The 15,761-nt window shown below is 40.3% G+C and carries 10 protein-coding genes; all 10 read left to right on the top strand.

Translation table 11 applies throughout. The annotated features are described in order from the left end of the window. Positions 1-976: 976 nt before the first annotated feature. The 10 genes from AO498_RS13760 to AO498_RS13715 all read left to right on the top strand — a co-directional run bounded on the left by AO498_RS13760 (position 977) and on the right by AO498_RS13715 (position 15,737). Positions 977-1,447 (top strand): nucleoid-structuring protein H-NS, encoded by a 471-nt coding sequence (locus AO498_RS13760; RefSeq protein ID WP_067548823.1) that lies wholly within the window; start codon positions 977-979, stop codon positions 1,445-1,447. Positions 1,448-1,478: 31 nt separating this feature from the next. Further along, positions 1,479-2,054, top strand: coding sequence for a hypothetical protein (locus AO498_RS13755; RefSeq protein ID WP_067548820.1), 576 nt, complete (start codon positions 1,479-1,481; stop codon positions 2,052-2,054). After that, positions 2,051-2,890, top strand: a complete 840-nt coding sequence (locus tag AO498_RS13750; protein WP_067548817.1) for a hypothetical protein — start codon at positions 2,051-2,053, stop codon at positions 2,888-2,890. Before AO498_RS13755 ends, AO498_RS13750 begins: the two co-directional genes overlap by 4 nt. Further along, a complete protein-coding gene (locus AO498_RS13745; protein ID WP_067548814.1) occupies positions 2,877-5,333 on the top strand; it encodes a leucine-rich repeat domain-containing protein in 2,457 nt (818 codons plus the stop codon). Before AO498_RS13750 ends, AO498_RS13745 begins: the two co-directional genes overlap by 14 nt. A gap of 2,321 nt (positions 5,334-7,654) precedes the next feature. After that, positions 7,655-8,662, top strand: coding sequence for a glycosyltransferase family 2 protein (locus AO498_RS13740; RefSeq protein WP_082792247.1), 1,008 nt, complete (start codon positions 7,655-7,657; stop codon positions 8,660-8,662). An 11-nt stretch (positions 8,663-8,673) separates the two neighbouring features. Beyond that, positions 8,674-9,462, top strand: coding sequence for an acyltransferase (locus AO498_RS13735; protein ID WP_067548811.1), 789 nt, complete (start codon positions 8,674-8,676; stop codon positions 9,460-9,462). Between the two features lie 146 nt (positions 9,463-9,608). Further along, positions 9,609-10,775, top strand: coding sequence for a dTDP-4-amino-4,6-dideoxygalactose transaminase (rffA, locus tag AO498_RS13730; RefSeq protein ID WP_067548808.1), 1,167 nt, complete (start codon positions 9,609-9,611; stop codon positions 10,773-10,775). Positions 10,776-11,640: 865 nt separating this feature from the next. Beyond that, complete coding sequence (locus tag AO498_RS13725) at positions 11,641-12,504, top strand: glycosyltransferase family 2 protein (RefSeq protein ID WP_067548805.1); 864 nt, start codon at positions 11,641-11,643, stop codon at positions 12,502-12,504. 9 nt (positions 12,505-12,513) lie between these two features. Further along, the gene (locus tag AO498_RS13720) at positions 12,514-13,494 is read left to right on the top strand and encodes an ATP-grasp fold amidoligase family protein (RefSeq protein ID WP_067548802.1); all 981 of its coding nucleotides are present in this window, start codon (positions 12,514-12,516) and stop codon (positions 13,492-13,494) included. Positions 13,495-15,230: 1,736 nt separating this feature from the next. Further along, the gene (locus tag AO498_RS13715; RefSeq protein ID WP_067548799.1) at positions 15,231-15,737 is read left to right on the top strand and encodes a PaaX family transcriptional regulator; all 507 of its coding nucleotides are present in this window, start codon (positions 15,231-15,233) and stop codon (positions 15,735-15,737) included. Positions 15,738-15,761 lie beyond the last annotated feature (24 nt).

Here is a 15,761-nt window from a genome sequence, read left to right as displayed (position 1 = left end):
AAAAAGGGCTTTTTTCATTTAGGTCTATTTGAGTATTCAACGTAATTGGATTTAAAAATTGAATCTTCTTTTCCATTGCACTGGGATCTAGTTATGTTTTCCAATTTGAAATAATAGCCCAGCGCGCATTAATTTCCATTCCTAGTTAAACCAGCGTTAAAACGCTTAGCCAACTGGTCTATTCACAGATTGACCCCTTCAGGGTCCAAAGGATTATGCTCCTCGACATTTGCAATGGCGAGGAAATATCTTCGGATTTGTAATCCGGATTTAATAAACCTTGAATTTGAAAATTGATAATTGGCAATTCCCATTCCATTGCGCTGGGACACAGCTCATTTTCTCTGGGAGAATCTATTTAAGTGAGAACTTGGAATTTGGATTGAATTGATATTTGGGTTGTGACGTATTTGGCGCTTGAAGACAGGCAGTTTTTAGGAGGACAAGTCGTTAAAAAAATGCCCAGTGGGCATTTTTAGACTTGGGCCAGCCTGTAGGGAGGGCATTAAGATTTTATTTCACAAGCATTTGCCAACTTTTGGCTTCAAAAGTTGGGAGACAGGAAACGATGGGAGATCCTCTGACGGGTAGATGTTGAGTATGGCTAAAAAATAATTATCAATCTTTTCCATTGCGCTGGGATTGACTCGTGCTTTTCAAATGGAATTAATAGCCCTGCACTTTTAAAAACGCTGCCCTTTATTTCCCAGCGTTAAAACGCTGGGCCAAGCTAAAGCTTAAATTTTTTCATTTTAGAGTGATTGGCTTTAATCATTTTATTTGATACAATCATCCTGAGATCAACCTATACACCCAAACTTTTCCCTTCATTTAACATCTTATAATTCCATTAAAAAAAAATGCTAGGAATGCGGTACGGCTTTTGTCTCAGTTCATTTTGTTTTGTTTATTTTGTATTCAAATCGCCCAAAACGGCATTCAAATCAAAAACCCCTAAAATCTAATCTGTTCCAAGATGAAACAAACTCTGTTCTCATTCTCAGCCCGAAAAACCATGTTGTTGGCAGTGGTAGCACTGTTGGCTATGGGTGCATGTAAGAGCAAGAAACCTGTTCCAGCACCTGCTCCGGCACCAGCTCCTGTAGAAGAGGTCGTGAAACCAGCTCCTGCACCAGCTCCAACGCGTTCCGCTGAAGAAATTGCAGCCGAAAAACTAGAAAACAGTTTCAATGCTGTAGCAGCAGCAGGTAGCGTTGCCTCTGCTAACCAAACCATCCAAGAAACACTTGGAATGTTCTCTAATCAAGAAACTCCTGTTTTGATCGTTATCCATGAAGAAAATGGAGTTAAAGATTACGATGAGCCAACTACTATCAAGAAGTACTTGGAGTACCTAAAAGACACCAAGAAGAACCTTAACTTCATCTCTGACATCCGTTTGGATGCCGCAGGTAAAGTGTCTGAACTTGAACTCAGAAGAAAATAATCCCTCTCTAAAAATTTAGATACAAATTCGTATGAAGAATAAATTTATCCTCTTCTTGGGCTTGTTCCTTTCTGCTTCTTTGGCAGTAATGGCTCAGGATAATATCAGCCCTGCTAGAAAGCAGGCTATCGATTCCTTGGCACTTGAAAAAGTAAAGGATCTTTCCAAATACATCGCGATTATCGGAAGTAAAGAAACTCAGTTTTCCGAAGCCAACCGAGTAATGGATCGTGCTGAAGAACTATTCGCTCCTGGCGCTGAAATGGGAGTTTCTTCCATCAATACCAGCGAAATCGCTTACTACAAAGTAAGAAGATACTTTGAGCGTTTGATGGCTTTGAACTACGATCGAGTAAATATCACATGGTACGATATTCAGTACATCTCTGACTTGGAAAGACAGCCTGATGGCCGATATGTAGGTGTAATTACCATCTATCAGCGTTTTGAAGGTACATCCATCGAAACAGGCATGAATTACAAGGATACTACCAAGAAAGACATTACCATTTACGTGGAGAAAAAACAGACCCAAATTGCTGGTCGTACCATCGAATTCTGGGATGTCATGCTAGGTGATGTTCGCGTGACTGAAACTTCCGCATGAGAAAACTCCTTTTGATTTGCGTTTTTTTTGGCGCAGTCATCTCTATTGTCTCGGGGCAGGGCTTAGGCGGCCCCGGGACAATTAAGGATGATGGCAGATTTGCCGCCTCAACCAAACAACTCAACCAATTTTTTCGAAGATTTAATGGAGAGGAATCTGTGGATGGAAATACCCGATTTTATCCTGGAGATTCACTTTACCGGAATTTAAACCTGAGAAAAGGCTTCCTTCAAATCCTTTTCGACAATCAGACCTCTTCGATTTCTCCTGAATTCAAAAATCAATTTATCCAAGCTGTGCTCTCGGATACCTATCCGAGATACCTGATTTTCGCTCGTGAAGGTTGGCTTGCAGAGGTGGATACTGAGTTCTTTTTCAAAGGGAAAAGAGAAAAGGTCACCTTTATTATGAAGATCCAGCCGCAACTTCTAGGCTATGAATGGGTAATCGATCAGGTGATTTTCGATCCCTTTAAAAACTTATTCAATAAGCCCGTGGGTGATAAAAAGGAATTTCTCCATCCTCTCAGTCATGAACTCGGATTTATGAATCTCCGACGAGCATTTCAGGATTCCAATTTGCCAGAATCCTTTACTTCCAGTAGCTATAAGCCCGATTACTTGTCGGTCTTTCTTTACGAAATGAAACAAAATAACCTCCGGTTTGAAACAGTCACTGGAGTTAAATTTCACTTCTTCCAAATTGGTGGCTGGTATTTTGAAGTAAATAACTTCAACCGACCTGGTTTTAATACCGGATGGCTGATTTCCAATTTGGTTCGCCTTGGTCCCGGTGACAAAGAGACCATTCTGAAATACATTTATGATCAAGATTAAGCATCTTTTTCTGGTTCTATCTCTGTTTTCCTATGGCTTAAGTGCAGTAAATGCACAAACCATCAAAGGATATACTAAGGATCAAATCACCGAGTTTTCAACCAAAGTTGAAGATCAGATTCTCTTTTTAGAGTACCTGCTCAACACCGTAGGTAATGCCCAAACCCCAGCACGGGATAAGGATGTGATTATTCGAGAAAGCTATCTCAAAATTTTCCGTGACGAAAAGGTACAGGTAGAAGATGATCTTCTTTTGGATCGAAAAGTGGTGACCAATAAAGATGTCACCGCCTACTTGAAAGACATTGAATTTTTTTACAAAAACGTAGAGTTCAAATTTAAAATCCGGGAAGTCAAACCGGGACAAAAAGAAAATGGGGAGGTGTTTTTCCTGGCTTCTCTTGATCGAACCTTGACAGCCACAGGCATTAATGGTGAAAAGATCACGAATACCAAGCCTAGGTTTGTGGAGGTCAATCTTCAGGATGCTTCCCAAGAACTTAAAATTGTCAGTATTTATACCACCAAAGTTTCTCGTGACGAGGAGTTGAAAACTTGGTGGAATGGGCTTCCCCTGGCTTGGAAATCCTATTTCAAAGGCAGATTTTCTTTAGGAGCTTCGGATTCTGCCAATATGGACATGCTTTACAGATTTGTAAGCATTGACTCCTTAAATCTTTCCGGTAACAAAGATATCCAGTCGCTATCACCTCTTTCTGAGCTCAGGGATTTAAAGGTGATTGACATTAGCAATACCCGAATCAAAAACTTAGGGCCAATTTCAAATGTCACTTTTTTAGAAAGCTTGAATATTGCTAATACTCCCACTTCAGATATCCAGTTTATCAAGTATTCGGACCGATTGAAATCCTTGGATATTTCATTTACCAAAGTGGATAGCATCAATGAACTTTTAAATCTGAAAAGTTTGATTGCCCTTAAGGCACAGAAAACTCCGATCATGAGTTTTGGAGTGATCAATGAATTCAAAAATCTCGAGGAACTTGACCTTCGGGAAAGTGGATTCAACAATGCTGAAAATATCAAAGATCTGAAGAATCTGAAAAGACTTGATCTAGCTAAAAATTATCTGATCAATTTCTCCTCACTTTCTGGCTTGACTTCATTGCAGTATTTGGATCTTTCAGAAACCAATTTGCAAGATTTAGGTCCCTTGGCCGGGATGGCACAGTTGGAGTTTTTGGATATTACCAAAACTCAAGTTTCAGATCTACAAGCAATTGCAGCTTTGAAAAATCTGAAAAAGGTTTCAGCTGACGAAACGCAAATTTCCCCTTTGGTGGCTGATAATTTTGTTAGGCAACATCCTGATGTATTGCTGATTCATCATGTGAAGGATTTGGAATCTTGGTGGGGTGCTTTGAGTGAAGCTTGGAAATCAAGATTGAAGCAAATCAATCCAAGAATTACTTCGGATCAACCTGGAATTGAAATTTTGACTCAGACGGTTACCATTTCTCGTTTGGACTTGAGCGGTGCGGATATCGAATCCTTAAATCCGATCACTCGGTTTGTCAACTTGAATGAGTTAAACTTCTCAGACAATCCATCCATAATCGATCTCCTGCCATTAAGTGAGGTCAAGACCTTAACAAAAATTGCAGGAAAAAATACAGGAGTAAGCGATTTGGCTGTCCTTCAAGAATTGAAAGAATTGACAGAAATTGATTTGGAAGGAAGTCCAGTGCAAACGATTAAACCTATTCTCAACCTTCCCAAATTGAATTATTTAAATGTCAATGGAAGTGCCATTTTCAAGGAAGAAGTACCTGAAATCTTGATCCAAAGACCTGATTTGACCTTGGTTTATCGAACCGAGGAACTCACCAATTGGTGGGGTAAATTGGATTCTTCTTGGAAGGATTTACTTCGAAGACAGTTTTCACTTCCTGAGGATCCTACCACTGAGCAATTGCATCGTCTGACAAGCTTGGCAGAATTGAAGTTTGAGCGGGTTTCTGTTTCAGACCTATCTGCATTGCCAATTTTCGTCAATGTTCGTAAGCTTGAAATTTTCGATGCACCCATAAGCTCGATTTCTCATATCAGTGGTTTGCCTCAATTGACCCAGTTGAAACTTTCCCAAATTCCAGTGGTGGATTTCTTACCGATTTCCAGTTTGAGTAAGCTCAATGAATTAGATCTTTCCAATACCGCTGTGGAGGACTTGGAAGCACTAAGCAGTTTGTTTGAGCTTAAAAAACTCAATTTGTCAGGTACCAATTTAAAATCACTCAAAGGATTGGAATCCCTTTTCAGTTTGGAGGAGCTAGATGTAGCCTCCACCAATCTTAGGTCATTGAAGCCGATCGAGGCGTTAAGCAATTTGAAAAAGTTGAGTTGCTTCAATACCCGATTAATGACTAGAACGATTGATTCCTTTAAAGCGGCACATCCCGATTGCGAGGTTCGATTTTATTGATCAAGGGAGATTTTTGGTTTTTCTCTTGGCTCCTCGACCTTTGTAATGTCGAGGTATGATCCCCGGATTTGCAATCCAAATTCTTTGAACCTTGACTTTGAAAATTGTCCATTTAATTCCATTGCGCTGGGATCGAGCCTTGTTTTTCAAATTAAATAATTAGCCCAGCGCCATTACCATATTTTGCATATTAACCCAGGGTTTCACCCTGGGCTATTTACAGTTAGACCCCTTCAGGGTCATTGTTAGAATCAATTATCTGGTATCGTAATGCCTAAAAAGAGAGAGCGAAAATCAAGATTATAGTCAATTGAGATTTGGTTCGTGAGAGATGTGGCCCTTGAAGACAGGCGGTTTTTGGAAGCGGGGGAGAGGCACGAAGAATTCAGAATTAAATACAATTGAGCACCTTCGTTAATTATTTGGGCGCGTGGGGAAGATTCAAAAGCGGGCCAGCGTCCGGCCACGTGCGGTGGGAGCATTTTTGAATCTTGATTTTTTGGGTACTTTTTTATCAAGAAAAAAGTACCAGAGAAAAAAGACTAAAAAGTTCCTCTGACAGGTAAATAGAGAGAAATCCATTTTTTTTTAAAATGAACAAACATCCCATTCCATTGCGCTGGGATTGACTTTTGCTTTTCAATGGGGATTATTAGCCCAGCGCACATCATTCCCTATTCCTTTATTTCCCAGCGTTGAAACGCTGGGCTACCCATATACGACCCCTCTGGGGTCATTTTTAGAATCAATTATCATGGTTCGTTATTTCCAAAAAGAGATAGCGATCATCAAAGATTAATGCTATTGTTATTCAAATCGTGATGAATGTGGCCCTTGGAGACAGGCGGTTTTTGAAGGCGGGGGAGAGGCGTTAAGAATTCAGGCTAGCTCGGGAAGTATGACCGAGATCCGCCTGAATTTAGCCTAGACCCGACGCCAAAAATCAAACTGGAAGGAAAGCTCGGCTTTGATTGATGAATTCAACCAGTTTGAAGACTGGATTCAGGCCACAAGCTTTTGCAAACTTTTGGCTTCAAAAGTTTAGAGATAAGAAACGATGGAGGTTCCTCAGACGTGTTGACCCTGGGAATGACTTAAAAAAATGATCAATCTTTTCCATTGCGCTGGGATTGACTTTTGCTTTTCAATGGGGATTATTAGCCCAGCGCCAATCCTTTATTTTGCTCATTAACCCAGAGTTTCACTCTGGGCTATTCACAGTTAGACCCCTTCAGGGTCATCAAAAATTTAAAATTCAGAGTTTCTCTCCAGAGTCTTAATGAAGTGTGAACGTTGAAATTGGTTTGTATTGAGATTTAAAACGTGATAAATGTGGCCCTTGAAGACAGGCGGTTTTTGGTGTTAAGGGAGAGGCGTAAAGAATTCAGGCTAGCTCGGGAAGTATGACCGAGATCCGCCTGAATTTAGCCTAGACCCGACGCCAAAAATCAAACTGGAAGGAAAGCTCGGCTTTGATTGATGAATTCAATCAGTTTGAAGACTGGATTCAGGCCACAAGCTTTTGCCAACTTTTGGCTTCAAAAGTTTGGAGATAGGAGAGGATAGAAGTTCCTCTGACGGGTTGATCTTGTGAATTACCTGAATAAAATAATATATTCAATTCTTTTCCATTGCCCTGGGATTGACTCCTACTTTCCAGATTGAAAATTAATCCAGCTCGCAATATCTAGCTTTTTAATTTCTAAGCGTTAAAACGCTGGGCCATAGATGCGTTTATCTTTGAGAATCCAAAAAAGATCGAACCTCGAATTTAGATTGTATTGAAATTAGAATTTAAAAGGACTTAAACCTGCATCGAGATTAAGTCTACTTTTCCCAATGGAAGCAATTTTAAAAACCCTCGATCTTTTCAATTCAAAATGATCTAAAAAGCAAATGGCCGAAACCCCCGTTTCGGCCATTTTTCTCCCGTAAGAGATTTTTTTTAAAAGGATTAAAAAATATTCTAAAAGCTTCCTTTTGAAACCAGTGAAAAAAATTATGAGAAAAGTTGCTTAATCACCCGTATCAAAAGTAGGATACACCATCTTCTGAAAAATACCCACAACTGGGTATTTTTTGATTTTTACAAAAGAACTTATCCACATAATTTAATTATTTCAAATAATTATTGTCTTTAAACAAGTCGAATGGCCTTTATTTAAACTATTTCAAATTCAAAAAAAATACTGTCTTATTCAGTTCTACCTTCATTTCTCCCTCTATAGCCCAATTGATATGACACAGTTCAAACAAGAGGAATTTAAAAAAATAGGGACTTTTGAGTAGATTCGGAACCTCGCAAGATTTTTAAAAAACCAGTGGACCATACCCCAAATCGAACGCAAATCTCTGTAGTTGTACCGGTTTACTTTTCCGAAGGTACTCTCCTTGCGCTTTCTGATCGAATCCACAAATGTCTGTTAAGAATTACATTTGGATTTGAACTGATCCTAGTGGATGATGGTAGCCAAGATCAATCCTGGCAACTTATTCAATTGCTTTCCAATTCATCTACTCATGTTAAAGGAATAAAATTGTCTCGAAATTTTGGGCAACATTACGCGATTTCGGCAGGCTGTCGAGCTGCAAAAGGAGAGTGGGTAGTGGTAATGGATGCCGATTTGCAAGATCGACCAGAGGAAATTGAAGTGCTTTACCAAAAAGCTCTTGAAGGGTTTCCCGTTGTTTTGGCTTCGCGAAAAGATCGGAAGGATGATTTTGGAAAGATCTTGTCTTCTCGGTTGTTTTTCAGGTTGTTATCCTGGCTTACTGGTTCCAAATTCGATCCTCAAGTAGGCAATTTTGGGATCTACCATCGAAGAGTCATTCAGGAGTTTAACCGGATGCAGGAACCTGTACGGATCTTTTCAGTGATGATCCATTGGATGGGGTTTCCTACCGCAAAAATCCCCGTACAGCACGAAGCTCGCCCAGAAGGGAAAAGCCGATATACCTTCCGCAAACGCCTTAATTTAGCGTTGGAAATCGTATTAGCTTATTCAGACAAACCTATTCGGTTGATGGTTAAAGCCGGAATTTTACTTTCGTTCTTGAGTGTTTTGTTTGGGCTCATTACTTTGATCCGCTACTTTTTGGGAGAAATTACAGTTTCGGGTTATTCCAGTTTGATAATTTCCATCGCGTTTTTCTCTGGAGTCTTGATTGCAATGCTGGGGGTGGTTGGGCTCTACATTGGAAAAATCTTTGAATCGGTAAAAAACCGCCCTTTATATGTGATTGATCAAACCACAGATTCGGAGATGGAAATAGATCAAATCATTGAATATCCTTTCAATTCCGAGGCTGTGGCAACTAAAAGTCTTTAAATCCATTTTTGATGAATACTAGTATTGATGCACTGGAGGTAAGTCTTGGAATTGGGGTAGAAATTCACCCCAGTGCAAGTATTCGAGGTTTGAATGGTCCGGCCAAACGGATATGCATTGGTGATCATACCTATATCGGGGCAGATGTGCAGATAATTTGCGATGACTTTTCGATCGGGGATTACGGAAAAATCCATCATCACGTGACTGTCCATGGCTACCAATCTTGTCACATTGGACATAATGCTTGGATTGGTCAGTTTACAATTATTGATTCTATCGGAGGAACGAAAATCGGTGATAATTGTGGCATAGGTGCACATTCTCAACTTTGGTCTCACATTAAGTTTGGGGATACTTTGGAAGGTTGTCGTTTTAATGCTCAAAAACCTCTCATCTTGGGAAATGATGTATGGCTTGTCGGCCATTGCATCGTAGGTCCGATTCGTGCAGCAGACAAATCGATGGCTCTGGCAGGTTCTGTGGTGACTAGCGACATGGAATACAATCAAATTTATGCAGGAACTCCCGCAAAGTCAGTTTCCAAAAAGTTAGGGTATCAGTTTGAGGATATTCCTTTGGAAAAGAAGCTTGAGAATTTAACCATTCACCTGGAGCAATCGGGTATTGGATACTCAAAAATTCAATTGGTGGCTTCGATTGATGAGGTAGTCTTTGATGACTTTGAGGTGAGCTATTTTTCGGTGAAAGAGCGAAAATACACCAAGCGTTGCAGCCCCCAAGAAATTGCCTTTATGAAATACCTCTTACCTGAAAAAGCCAAATTTGTCCCTTTTTGACCTTTATGATTTTTTTATTTTACCCTAAGTCCAGCTAGATTCAGGGTATAGGTATTTGGGAAAAATTCCGATTTGACCATGAATCCATTACTTTGGTCCTCGATATTTCTCTTCCTTTTTGTCTTAACAAATTCTAAAATTTGCTCATGCATCCGGTTCAAATTCCGTTCAATAAACCTCACCTGACTGGAAAGGAACTGAACTATATCCAAGAAGCTGTTGCAAAAGGAAAGCTTTCGGGAAATGGTTTTTTTACCCAAGCCTGTCAGCAATTGCTTCAAAAAAAATTTGGCTTTGGTACTTGTTTTTTGACGCATTCCTGCACGGGTGCACTAGAAATGGCTGCTCTGCTCTTGGATATTCAGCCTGGAGATGAAGTCATTTTACCTTCATTTACTTTCGTGTCCACTGCCAATGCCTTTGCCCTTCGAGGTGCCAAACTGGTTTTTTCAGACACCCTTCCGGGTTTTCCAGAAATGGATTTGGAGCAAGTTGAATCATTAATCAACTCCAAAACAAAAGCAATAGTCATCGTGCATTATGCCGGATTTGGCATGCAGATTCAAGCTTATCGGCAACTTGCGGATAAACATGGCCTAATGCTAATTGAGGATGCAGCTCAAGCAATCAGTTCCAAAGTAAACGAAAAGTACCTTGGGACTTTTGGGGATTTGGCTTCCCTGAGTTTTCATGAAACGAAAAATATTCAATCCGGGCAGGGTGGAGTTTTGATTGTTAATAATCCTAAGTTCCTAGAACGAGCTCGAATCATTTGGGAGAAAGGAACCGATCGAAGTTCTTTTTTCGAAGGAAAGAAGAATCATTATTCCTGGATTGATTTAGGCAGCAGTTTTCAGATGTCCGAGTTGAGTGCTGCATTTTTATGGGGGCAAATGCAGGAATTGGAAGGAATTCAAGCGAGAAGAAAAGCCATTTGGGAAGGCTATTTTCGGCTTTTTACCGTAGGTAAGAGCGAGTTGTTTGCCGAAAAATACGATCAGCTCCTATTGAAAGCCATAGCAAATTTAGGACAAGGACAAGCTCTGGAATTCCAGAAAAATGTAGGGAATTATCATTTGTTTTACCTCGTATTTGATTCCTTCCAAAATCGAAGAAGATTTATTGAGGAATTGCTTTCTCAGGGTGTATTGTCTGTTTTTCACTACCAAAGTCTCCATAAAAGTGAATTTATTCGAGCTCATCAGCCTGAATCAGCAATGCTGGAATTACCTAATTCTGATATTTTTTCGGAGCGATTGGTTCGTTTACCATTTTATTATGACCTACCCGAAGACACCAAGGATAAAATTTAGAGTTGAGTTAATCCTGTCATGAAACTGGATTCCATTATTGAATGGTAATTTGATTTCGAATTTCATTTGGATTTCCATTGCGCCGGGATTCACTAATGCTTTCCAAATTGAAATAATAGCCCAGCGCATATTCCTTTATTTCCCAGCGTTAAAACGCTGGGCTACCCATATCTGACTCCGCTGGGGTCATATTTAGAGGCAATTATTAGGGTTCGATATTCCCAAAAAAAGAGAGCGATCATCATAGATTAATTCTATTGAAATTCGAATCGTGATGAATGTGGCCCTTGAAGACAGGCGGTTTTTGGTGTTAGGGGCGAGGCGTTAAGAATTCAGGCTAGCTCACTCGAGAATTCGAGGGAGATCCGCCTGAATTTAGCCGAGACCCGACGCCAAAAATCAAACTGGAAGGAAAGCTTGGCTTTGATCGACGAATTCAACCAGTTTGAAGGCTGGATTCAGGCCACAAGCTTTTGCCAACTTTTGGCTTCAAAAGTTGGGAGATAAGAAATGATGGAGGTTCCTCTGAAGGGTTATTCTCGAGAAAACACTTTGCCACAAATTTTTATCCGGATTCCTTGAACCTTGAATATTACCCAAGGCTATGTCAAATTTCTGAACGCAAATTTTATAGGACAAAAACAAAAAATCTTGGGACTTTATCGGTCAAAAAATCATTTTTGCTATGTTTAAGGAATGATTGATAAGAAGGTTTTCAGGAGTTTATTACCTATTTAATTTTTCCTGAATTCCTAAGGTCCATATCAAAGGAGGATACCAATCTTTAAACAAAGGTATTTAGCCATTGAAAGACCAACATTCATCATTGAAAAAAGACTACCTAAGTAGATAAACCCAAACTATCTTGAAGAGTCCTGAAATTTCAATTTTAATCGCTAATTACAATAAAGCAGATTTTTTGCCGGCAACCCTGCAATCCATTCAAAACCAATCATTTTCAAATTGGGAATGCATCATTGTGGACGATGGGAGTTCGGATGTTTCCATGGAAATTCTCCTTCAGATTCAACAAACTGACCCTCGATTTCGAATTTTCACAAGACCAAGTCATCTTCCAAAAGGTGCAAATTGCTGCAGAAACCTAGCTTATTCTAAATCCAAAGGGAAGTTTATCCAATGGTTTGACAGTGATGATTTGATGCTTCCTCATTTTCTCCAAATGAAGCATGATTATCTCCAAGATCATCCAGAAAAGAAATTTGTGGTCAGTAAGGGAGAGGTGAGATTTGATAAAGAGTATAAAGGAAATAGAAAATTCGCTCAAAGTTTATACTCTGAAAACCTTATTGAGGATTACCTCAAGTTCCGATTGGTTTTCTTTACTCCAGGTCCAATGTTTCGGAAAGAGGTTTTCGAGGAGGTAGGTCTTTTTAACCCCAACCTTTCCCGCCATCAGGAATGGGAATTGTTTTTACGGGTGATTTTAAATTACCAAGAATGGGGAGTGATCGATACTACTTCTTTTATTTACAATGTGAACAATAATTCAATTACTTACCGGCATCAGGCGAGGAGACATGTCGCACAAACTGAGTTGCAGGTATTCAAACAAGTGCTCTCCAGCAAGACCAATCCTTTCAAAAACCGAATTCCAGGATCTATTCGAAGGTCGATTGCTTTCAAATACCTTCAAATCTCACTCTATTACCGGGAAATCAAGTTTTTTGGTTGGTATTGCCAATCCCTTCTTCGAGAGTCCCTTGCCTGAGATCATCCCATGAAAGAAATTCTCGATAAAGCCTTTCCTCCCGGACCTATACGAACTTTGGTCTTGTCTCTTTACAGCAAGGCTTGGCTTTGGCAACAGGAAAAAAGAGGCTATCCCCATCTACATTTTATGTTTCAAAAGATGATGGGATACCCCTTGGATATTTCTCAACCAAAGACCCACAATCATTTTCTCAATTGGATCAAATTTCATCGAAGAGACCCACGAGTTCCTATCACCTCAGATAAGGTGCAAGTCAGGGATTACATTAAAAAGATCTTGGGGGAAAAAGAAGGTGAGGAAATTTTAATTCCACTGTATTATGTCAGCAACACTGGATTGGACTTGCCATTTGATCAGTGGAAAGAGGAGGTATTTATCAAAGCAAATCATTATTCCGGGGGAAATATTTTGTACCAACCGGGAATGAACCGATCGAAGATCGAACATCAACTTCGAACTTTTTTATCTGAACCTTTCGGCTATAACTATCACGAATGGGCCTACCTTCAAATTCCAAGGAGAATTATTTGTGAAAAAGTACTGCGAACCAAGGATGGAAATATTCCTAACGATGTGAAGCTGTACTGCTTTCATGGAAAAGTGAAGATGATCATGTTTGTGTCAGACCGATTGACCCAACCGAAGCGGGTATTTACGGATCAATATTTTCGGGTAGTTCCTGGAGCTCAGATGGCTGGCCATCCTCCCTTGAGTCCGGTTCCAGTTCCCGGAAATATGCCACGTATGATGGAGATCGCAGAGAAATTATCTCAAGGCTTTGATTATATCAGAGTGGATTTGTATTCGGTAGATGATGAGGCTATCTATTTTGGAGAAATCACACATTACACCGGTTCGGGCTTAGAGAAGTTTGACGACGAGGATGTGGATTATGCCGTAGGTCGATTATGGAATCCCGCGAATCGCGATCGGGATATTTTAGATCTGATTGAAGAAGTGAAGAGTGAAAAGAAGGTTGCCGGCTAAATAAATTTTTGGAGGGGGATTGTAGCTGGTTTTGCTCCTCAATATTTGAGATCTGGATTCCTTGAACCTTGAATTTGAAAATTGTTCGTTCATTTCATTTCCATTGCGCTGGGATTGAGATTTGGTTTTCAAATTGAATTAATAGCCCAGCGCTTATCAAATGCTATCCATTTCATTTCCCAGCGTTAAAACGCTCGGCTACCCATATTCGACCCCTTCAGGGTCATTTTAGAATTAAATATCAGGAGAAACTATTCTAAGTGAAAAGAGAACGAACATCAAGGTGAAAATCAATTGTAATTCAAATCGTGATGAATGTGGCCCTAGAAGACAGGCGGTTTTTGGTGTTAGGGGCGAGGCGTGAAGAATTCAGGCTAGCTCGGGAAGTATGACCGAGATCCGCCTGAATTTAGCCGAGACCTGACGCCAAAAATCAAACTGGAAGGAAAGCTTGGCTTTGATCTACGAATTCAATCAGTTTGAAGACTGGATTCAGGCCACAAGCTTTTGCCAACTTTTGGCTTCAAAAGTTTGGAGATAAGAAACGATGGAGGTTCCTCTGACGGGTTGACCTTGGGAATGACTTAAAAAAATGATCAATCTTTTCCATTGCGCTGGGATTGAGATTTGGTTTTCAAAATGAATTACTAGCCCAGCGCGTTTAAAAATAATTTCACATCCTTTAACCCAGCGTTAAAACGCTGGGCTACCCATATTCGACCCCGAAGGGGTCATTGTTAGAATCAATTATCGGGTATCGTTATGCCCAAAAAAAGAGATTGCGCTGGGATCGAATCTTGCTTTTCAAATTGAATAATTAGCCCAGCGCCAATCCTTTATTTTGCTTATTAACCCAGGGTTTCACCCTGGGCTATTCACATTTAGACCCCTTCAGGGTCTTTTTAGAATTAAATATCAGGAGAAACTATTCTAAGTGAAAAGAGATCGAACATCAAGGTGAAAATCAATTGAAATTCAAATCGTGATGAATGTGGCCCTAGAAGACAGGCGGTTTTTGGTGTTAGGGGCGAGGCGTGAAGAATTCAGGCTAGCTCGGGAAGTATGACCGAGATCCGCCTGAATTTAGCCGAGACCTGACTCCAAAAATCAAACTGAAAGGAAGGCTTGGTTTTGATCGACGAATTCAATCAGTTTGAAGACTGGATTCAGGCCACAAGCTTTTGCCAACTTTTGGCTTCAAAAGTTGGGAGATAAAAGAGGATGGAGGTTCCTAAGACGGGTTGACCTTTAGAATGACTTAAAAAAATGATCAAACCTTTCAATTGCGCTGGGATTGGCCTTTCCCTTTCAAAGGGAATTATGAGCCTTGCGCACATTATTTCGCGAACCTATTTAACCCAGCGTTAAATCGCTGGGCCATACATAGTTGCCCCCGATAGGATCCAAAAAATAAGAACTACACTGACCCTATTTTTCAACGCCAAAAAAACCTTTAAATCTCTGTGCTCTCCGCGCCTCTGCGGTGAGTCCTAATCAAAACCTCAGCGCCCTCAGCGCCCTCTGCGGTGAGTCTTTTTAACCCACCACCAAAAAATCCACCAATTTTCACACCTTCAATTTGCATTTTTAAATTCACTGAGTAATTTTATTACTCACTCAAATAGCTCCTTCCTGGGAGTGAACGGGCGAAGCTGTAGTTTATCAGAAACAACCTTTATTCAGGTTCAATTGACTTTAATTTCAGCTTATTTTTCTAAAAACACCTCTACCAAACTTTGCTCGATTCCCTAGTCACCTCCAAAACCCGAATCAAACTCCTTCTCAAGTTTTTTTCTCATGCGAATTCAGGCTATCTGCGTTCCTTGGCGAAAGAATTTGAGGAGTCTACTAACTCCGTTCGGGTGGAACTAAACCGGCTTACAGATGCTGGATTATTGCTCTCCGAAGACGAAGGCAAAACCAAATTGTATCGGGCCAACCAAAGCCATCCCTTCTACACGGAAATCCGAAACATGGTCAGTAAGTTTCTGGGACTCGACGAACTCGTGGAAAAGATCGTCAAGCGGATGGGTAATGTAGAAAAGGCTATCATCACCGGAGATTATGCTATGGGCATCGACTCGGGAACGATTCACTTAGTCTTGATCGGGAAGGATCTTGATCAGGAATACCTCAACTTTCTGACGGAAAAGACCTACGAAAAAATCCAACGCAAAGTCCAAGTCGATTTGCTAGCTCAAGACCCAGGAGATATTCATGGGATTTTGGTGTACGGAGCTTAAGCGGGAAGAGGGGAGATGGAAGAC

The organism is Algoriphagus sanaruensis, from assembly GCF_001593605.1.
Classification (GTDB): domain Bacteria; phylum Bacteroidota; class Bacteroidia; order Cytophagales; family Cyclobacteriaceae; genus Algoriphagus; species Algoriphagus sanaruensis.
Note: the sequence above shows the minus strand (reverse complement) of the source record. Positions and strands in the feature narration are given on the sequence as shown.

Bases quoted from the DNA above. Each gene is read 5' to 3' on its own strand.
- AO498_RS13760 (WP_067548823.1), top strand. From the start codon at position 977: ATGAAACAAACTCTGTTCTCATTCTCAGCCCGAAAAACCATGTTGTTG.
- AO498_RS13755 (WP_067548820.1), top strand. From the start codon at position 1,479: ATGAAGAATAAATTTATCCTCTTCTTGGGCTTGTTCCTTTCTGCTTCT.
- AO498_RS13750 (WP_067548817.1), top strand. From the start codon at position 2,051: ATGAGAAAACTCCTTTTGATTTGCGTTTTTTTTGGCGCAGTCATCTCT.
- AO498_RS13745 (WP_067548814.1), top strand. From the start codon at position 2,877: ATGATCAAGATTAAGCATCTTTTTCTGGTTCTATCTCTGTTTTCCTAT.
- AO498_RS13735 (WP_067548811.1), top strand. From the start codon at position 8,674: ATGAATACTAGTATTGATGCACTGGAGGTAAGTCTTGGAATTGGGGTA.
- rffA (WP_067548808.1), top strand. From the start codon at position 9,609: ATGCATCCGGTTCAAATTCCGTTCAATAAACCTCACCTGACTGGAAAG.
- AO498_RS13720 (WP_067548802.1), top strand. From the start codon at position 12,514: ATGAAAGAAATTCTCGATAAAGCCTTTCCTCCCGGACCTATACGAACT.